The sequence below is a fragment of the Acidisphaera rubrifaciens HS-AP3 genome (assembly GCF_000964365.1).
Lineage (GTDB): Bacteria > Pseudomonadota > Alphaproteobacteria > Acetobacterales > Acetobacteraceae > Acidisphaera > Acidisphaera rubrifaciens.
On record NZ_BANB01000462.1, the window covers coordinates 1 to 1169 of the forward strand.

The window sequence follows — 1169 nt, forward strand, 5'->3', positions numbered from 1 at the left end:
GAGCACGGCGTCCACGCCGCGCAGCGCGGCGCCGGCCGCGCGCAGCGCCGCGTCGATGCTGCCGGCGCCCACGGCGGTGTCGCCGTCGATCTGCACAAGCTCGCCCGCCGCCGGACGAAGAGCGAGCAGCGACTGGACATGGCTGGCCGGATGGATGAGGCCGAGCTGCGCCGGGGTCGCCGCCGGCGCCGCCTCCCGCACCAGCGACTCGAAGGCCGGGTCCTCCAGCGCGCCCAGCACGGCGCGCAGCCGGTCGGGACATTCGGGGTGCCAGGCCCCCGGATCATGGTCGAGACAGGCCGGATGCGTGATGAGGAGCGTGGTTGGCATCGCCGCGGCTCAGCCGCCCTCGGGGGCGGGATCGGCATCGGCGGCGCGGCGGCGGATCACGAAGCTGAACACGCCTGCCTCCTCGCTCCAGGCAAGCAGGTCGTGGCCGGTCTCGCGGCAATAGGCCTGGAAATCCCCGACGGCCGCGCGGTCGGTCGCGAGGATGCGCAGCCGCTCGCCGGGCGCGAGACCGCGCAGCGCCTTGTTGGCGCGCAGCACGGGCAGCGGACAGTTCAGCCCCTTCACGTCCAGCACGGTCTCGGCCATGCGCCATCCTGTGCAACGCCCGCCCGCTCCGCAAGGCGCTTGAGCGCCCGGGCGCCCCGCCGCATCCTGCCGCCATGACAGCGCACCGCATCGGCATCGACTTCGGCGGCACCAAGATCGAGATCGCGGTGATCGCTCCGGACGGCAGCGAGGCGCTGCGCCGGCGCGTGCCCACGCCGCACGACTATCCGGCGGCGGTGGAGGCCGTGGCGGGGCTGGTCGAGCAGGCCGAGGCAGCGGTCGGACAGACGATGACGGTCGGCATCGGCATCCCCGGCGTGATCAGCCCGGCGACCGGGCTGGTGAAGAACTCGTCGAAGATCGCGCTCAACGGCCACCCGTTCGACGTCGATATCAGCCGCCGCCTCGGGCGGGAGGTGCGGGTCGAGAACGACGCCAACTGCTTCACCCTGAGCGAGGCGGCGGACGGCGCGGGGGCCGGGCACGACGTGGTGTTCGGCGTCATCCTCGGCACCGGCTGCGGCGGCGGAATCGTCGCGCACGGGCGCGTGCTGCCGGGTCGCAACAAGATCGCCGGCGAATGGGGCCACACGCCCCTGCCGTGGCCGCAC

At 74.0% G+C, this 1169-nt stretch carries 2 protein-coding genes and 1 pseudogene; 1 reads left to right on the forward strand and 2 read right to left on the reverse strand.

Going from position 1 to position 1169, the window contains the following annotated elements; genetic code table 11:
* A pseudogene (locus tag B8460_RS13030) lies at positions 1-330 on the reverse strand (histone deacetylase family protein); the annotation flags it as partial.
* Positions 331-339: 9 nt separating this feature from the next.
* The gene (locus B8460_RS13035) at positions 340-597 is read right to left on the reverse strand and encodes a sulfurtransferase TusA family protein (RefSeq protein ID WP_048862038.1); all 258 of its coding nucleotides are present in this window, start codon (positions 595-597) and stop codon (positions 340-342) included.
* A gap of 74 nt (positions 598-671) precedes the next feature.
* Between B8460_RS13035 and B8460_RS13040 the strand changes: the two genes are divergently transcribed.
* Positions 672-1169: ROK family protein (locus B8460_RS13040; protein ID WP_048862039.1), on the forward strand; the 498-nt coding region annotated here is incomplete at its 3' end.